At 65.5% G+C, this 5,237-nt stretch carries 3 protein-coding genes; all 3 read right to left on the reverse strand.

Annotated elements, in window-relative coordinates:
- Window positions 1–3,030 (reverse strand): DUF11 domain-containing protein (locus tag H5T60_11275; protein MBC7243013.1); only part of this gene is annotated, 3,030 nt, incomplete at its 3' end.
- Window positions 3,031–3,108: 78 nt separating this feature from the next.
- A complete protein-coding gene (locus H5T60_11280; GenBank protein MBC7243014.1) occupies window positions 3,109–3,501 on the reverse strand; it encodes a hypothetical protein in 393 nt (130 codons plus the stop codon).
- A gap of 96 nt (window positions 3,502–3,597) precedes the next feature.
- A partial coding sequence (locus H5T60_11285) for an alkaline phosphatase family protein (protein ID MBC7243015.1) occupies window positions 3,598–5,237 on the reverse strand: 1,640 nt, incomplete at its 5' end.

Consider the following 5,237-nt stretch of genomic DNA (forward strand, 5'->3'; position numbering starts at 1 on the left):
CTTAATCACCACCTCCCGCAGGGTCGGATAAAGGGAGGTGTTCTTCACCGTCAGGCGCACGTAGCCATCCCCGCACAGCGGGAGCTGTCCGACCTGGCCATTGGAGGTCAGCAGGCTGGCCTCCGCCAGGTGCAGAAAGGGGCCGGCTTGTTGGACCAGGTGGCAGGGTGCCGTCTCACTGCACCCCCACTGGGCAAAGACGTTGCTGGTGAGGTCGGTACAGGCGATGACGTCCGCCGTCACGGTAATGACGCGCTGTTCGCCCGGCTGAAGCGCGGCGATGCGCCAGACCGGCGCATTCCCACCGGGTGCCGGCATAGTGACCCCGCTGGTGTCGGAAATGGAGGAGCCGGCGAAGCGCAGGCCCGCGCCCAACACATCCGTCACCAGCACATTGTACGCGATGCCGCTCCCCGGGTTCACCACATAAATGCGCCAAGTGGCGGTATCGTCCGTCACGAGATAGGAATTCGGGGTGACGAAGATGCTGATATCGCCGACGCGATTGATGGCCGGCGCGTCGGAGGCCGTTTCCACATAGCGCAGACCGCAGTTGTCGGAATAGCGCAGTTCCGCCGGCAGGGGGTCCTCCACATCATCGCAGTCGCTTTGCAGGGTCAGCCGGATCTGGCCGGCTGCCTCCACCGGGTCCGAAAACACCCAGGTGGTCGTCACCGCACTGCTGTACGTTACCACACGCCTCGGGTCAAAGGAACCTCCGAAGGAGACGCCCAGGAGCGCATAATGGGTCTTGGTCACCGTGACGGAGACATCATCCCCGCCCCAGGGGCCCGGATCGACAGTGATATCCGCGTCAAAGATCTGGCAGGCATCGATCACCGCCGGCACATCGACACTGATGCCCATGTCGGCGCGGCTGATCTGCAGTGGAAGCGCGTTGTGGAAGCCGGGGTCCGTGCTGCAGTAGGCATCGGAATAGCCCGGCAGCCAGAGATGGGTCCAGTGGTAATAGGAGCCGGCGGACGCGGCCGGCGCGTACAGGGAATACCCGATGACCAGCGTGCCGCTGGTCTTGCCGGTGGCACTCAGCCCGCCCAGGCCCAGCCGCAGGGGGGAAGTGCTCAGGATGGTGACATAGCTGGTAACGTCGTCCCCATCCAGCGTGACCCGGAGGGTGCCGGCGTTGTACTGCAGGTTGTTCTCCAGGTTATCGGTGAAGACGGCGCCAGCCCACGAACCAATATTTCGCTCGATATGATAAGTGTTGGTGATCCAGAAGCTGGTACAGGTCTCAATAGTCGTGGCGCTGGCCGCGATGTTGGCGTGCACCCCCGGATCGTTCTGCAGAGCGGCGGAAGCCGAGGCAGAGGTGTTCAGCAGACAGCCGCAGTCCGTCGCCGCGCTGGCCTGAATAGAATTCGTAGCCACCTGGTTGGCCGCGCAGGGGTCACTGCTGACGGTGGTGGTGAGGGTGAGCCGGGCGCCGTTGGCCTGCGCCGGCGTCAGCGCCCAGGTAATGGTGCGCCCGTTGATTTGCGGTGTGCCGGCGGTGGTGGAAACGCCCACAATCCCCAAGGAGGCCGGCACCACATCCGTCAGGAGCACACTGCCGGTAACATGCTCCCCATGGGCCAGCCCCACCGTCGCGGTGAAGACCACCTGGTCGCCCAGGAAAGCCCGGTCCGCCGAGGCGGACTTGGACACACTCAACGAAGGGGCATCCCCACCGATGCTCCAGGAAGCCATCGTCAGCGGCGGCGAGAAGGGCAGTCCACAGCTATCGGTATAGCCGGGCAGGAACCAGCACACGCCGCTCCGGGAGGGCGCCGAGCAGGATTGGGTGTCGGTGACCAGCAGGGTCAGGGTGACGGTCTGGCCGGCCTCAATGGTGCCGCCGTTCGCCGTATAGGTGAAGACCATGCCGGCGCCGACATCCGCCTTCTGCCAGTCTGACCCCACTACCGAGCACTCCAGGTTCGCTCCCACAAACTCGCTAGAGAGGGTGAAATGGTACGCGTCGCCCTGTCCCAGATTGGTGATCGTCCAGGTCAGGGGATATCCTTGGGCACAGTACGGCACGACAATGGGCGGGATGGTGATGCGGATATCGGGTACCTCTTTGATCAGGGTGATATCCGTCTGGGCAGAGACCGGATTGGCGGCTGCGCCGGTACCGTCCTGATTGCCACAGCTCCAGGCGCCGGCGACGACATTATTCAAATCGCCGCAGGAATTCACCGTGGCGGTGACCACGTAGCGTTGCTCTTCACCGGGGCCCAGCCGGCTGATATATGCGGAGGTCAGGCCTTGGACATTCGTGAAGCCGGCGCCGGGCGTGTCAGTGATATAGGCATCGTACACATCGCCCAGCTCGGTGTTGCGCGCCAGCACCGTCCAGGTCACCACATCCCCCACCGCCGCGGCCTGATTGGCCGGCAGTTTCTGCACTACCAGATTGCCGCGCTGCACCGTCAGGGCGTCGGAGTAGCCCACATCCCGATACGCGGTGCCACTGGAAAGGTAGTCCGCCGTCACCCGGATGCTCAGCCCGGAAGCGACCTGACAATTGGTGGCCAGGCGCACGACGATGCGCACCGCGTCGCCGGCGCCCAGATCGTAGGCACCTCCGTCCAAGGTATAGACCAGGTCCTGGCCAATCACGGCGACAGTGTACGGGATCGGGCCGGCGTTATCGGTCACGCTTGTGGTAGCCAGGTAGATGAAATTGGCCGGCAGGGTTACCGTCAGCGCCAGCGCCTCCGCAGGACGCGACGGATGGCCGTTGGCCACCGTGATGGTCACCACCTGGCCCGGGTCGGAGACGTTGAAATACGCCGGCTGGGCCACCGTGATGTCCAGCCAGCCATCCAGCGGCTGTTGTTGGGGTCGTGCAGGAGGCAGGGCAGGGGGCGCCGGCATGCGTTCGCCCGGCGGCGCGACAAGCTGACGCTCCGCCGGCAGAGCGGATGTATCCGCCAGAGCGAACAGGAACAGGGGAATGACCGCCAGCAGGAGGCCGGCGACCAGGAGCACTGCACCTATCCGCCATACACGAGAGCGATGAACCATAGCATAACTCCTGTTGCACAAAGATCAACGTGGGCGGGGCGGACGCGCCCCAGGAATAGCGCTATGAAAGCGTTGCAGTTAACGCCGCTTGCTCGTTATCAGCCCTTCCACCAGGGAGAGTATCAGGACAAAAAGGACGGCGCTGACCGCGTTCAGCAGCCGGATGAACTGCAGCCAGGCAAAGATGGCAGCCAGAAGCCCGGCCCAGGCGCTCCATCGGATCGGGCGCCAGGCCGAAGCCGGCAGACGCCGGGACATCACCAGCCGGCGGTGCACCCACAGCATCAGCGGAGCGAACAGGCCGGCCACCCCACAAAACAGCAAGAGGAAGAACAGCGCGAGGGGAAGACCCTCTGGAGGAAGGCGGTAGGTAAGATACACCAGCGCGGTCAAGCTGGCGGCCGCGACGCCAATGGCTAATAGGCTTTGGCGCAGATAATGGGAACGCCCTTCCGCCGCAGTGTGATGCATACCACCCTTCCCCCTACATAGTACCATTATAGCGAGAACCAGGGGATTTGTAAAGTTTTTATGACAAAACTGTAAGAATTTGACATTAGCGCGCTATTAGGGGGATATGGTTGCAATGGGCCGGCCGTCCAGATGGGCCGGCATGGGCCGGCCCCACAGCCGGCAGAGCGTGGGGAGCACATCCACAATATGCACGCTGTTCCCCTTCCCATGCGGAATGCCCGGGCCGGCGGCCAGGAATACCCCGCGCACGGCCTCCGGCGCGTACGGCCCCTCGTGGCCGGCGCGCCAGCGGCCCTGATTCGGCTCCAGCCAGGGCCGGTCCACCGGGCATTCCCCGCGCGCATCCTCATGCGCCAGCGCAAACCCGGGACGTAGGGCGAGCATGAGGTCCGGCAGGAGCGGGACCAGCGGGCCGGCATGCCAGGCCTCGCGCGGCCGCGCCCACTCCACGACCGGCTCTCCGTCGGCGGGACTGCGGAGCGCCATCAGTTCCTGCATCAGCCGGCGGCGCAGTTCCTCGTACGGCTGTCCCGGCTCCACCACGCCGGCCGGCTCCCGCCCCTGGACATTCAGGTATATCCCACCATAGCCCAGGCAGAAGGCTCGCGTGCGGCGCCAATCGATCCGGCCGTCGGCGCGCAGGGCCAGGTATCCCTCGTCGGCCAGCCAGCGGTTAAGGTGCAGCCAGTAATGTATTGGCGCCGCGCCGTGATCACTGACGACCATGATCACGGCTTCCTCGCCGGCGGCCTCGCTGAGCCGGCCAAGCGCCGCATCGAGCCAGTGGTACGCCTCCGCGACCCGGCCGGCCGCGTCCGGCCAGAAGAAATGTTGGACACAGTCCGCCGTAAAGAGGTGCAGGACCAGGAGGTCGAACCCGCCCTCCGCCAGCAGATGCTCGCCCAGACGCAACTGCTCCTCCCAGACGGCATAGGCGCCGGCCAGGAACGGGTCCACCGGCAGGAGGCCTTCCTGATAGCCGGCCTGTTCCATCGGGAAGCTGGCGGTGGGGAACAGCCCGCGCTCCCCGGCGAGCCGCGGGGCGAAATCGGGCGGTGTGGAGAGGGGCACGGCCGGCCGGCGCGGGTCCGGATGCACCACCGAGCGGTAAAGGACGAGCGGCCGGCGCGACAGCAGGTAGAAACGGCAGATGCCGGCGACCATGCTGTCATCGGTGAATGTCAGACTCACCCACTCGCTCCAGCGCCCCTCCGTCACATATACGCCGGCCTCCCAGGCGGGGCACTGGATCCGAACCCCATCGGGCGTCTCGACGATGGTCATGGGCATACCGGCACGGCCGCCTGGCGCCGGAAACTCCCCGCGCCAGCCGTTGTTCTCCGCCTGAAGGACATGGACGGCGGGATGGCGGCGGACCCCCGCCGACAGAGCCTGTCGGTCTGCCGTGTACAGGGCTGGGACGCCGAAGGTGCCGAAGAGGTCGGGGGTGCCGAAGCCGCTCAGCACATGGCCGGCCTCCTGCGGGGGTGGGAACGTGCCCGGCAGATAGAGCAGACAGCTTTGCAGTCCATACTCCTGCAGAAGCTCGTTCAGCAGGGGCACCCGCCGCCGGCTGTGGTAGACGTCTCCGGCCGGCCCCCTCTCGACATCATACAATCCCAGCGTCGGATAATAGGCCGATGGAGCTTTGACGATGAAGTCCAGGATGCCGTGTTTGGCCGGCCAACAGCCGGTCAGCAGGGAGGTCCAGGCCACCGGCGAGACGGGTGGGT

Source organism: Anaerolineae bacterium (assembly GCA_014360855.1).
Lineage (GTDB): Bacteria > Chloroflexota > Anaerolineae > JACIWP01 > JACIWP01 > JACIWP01.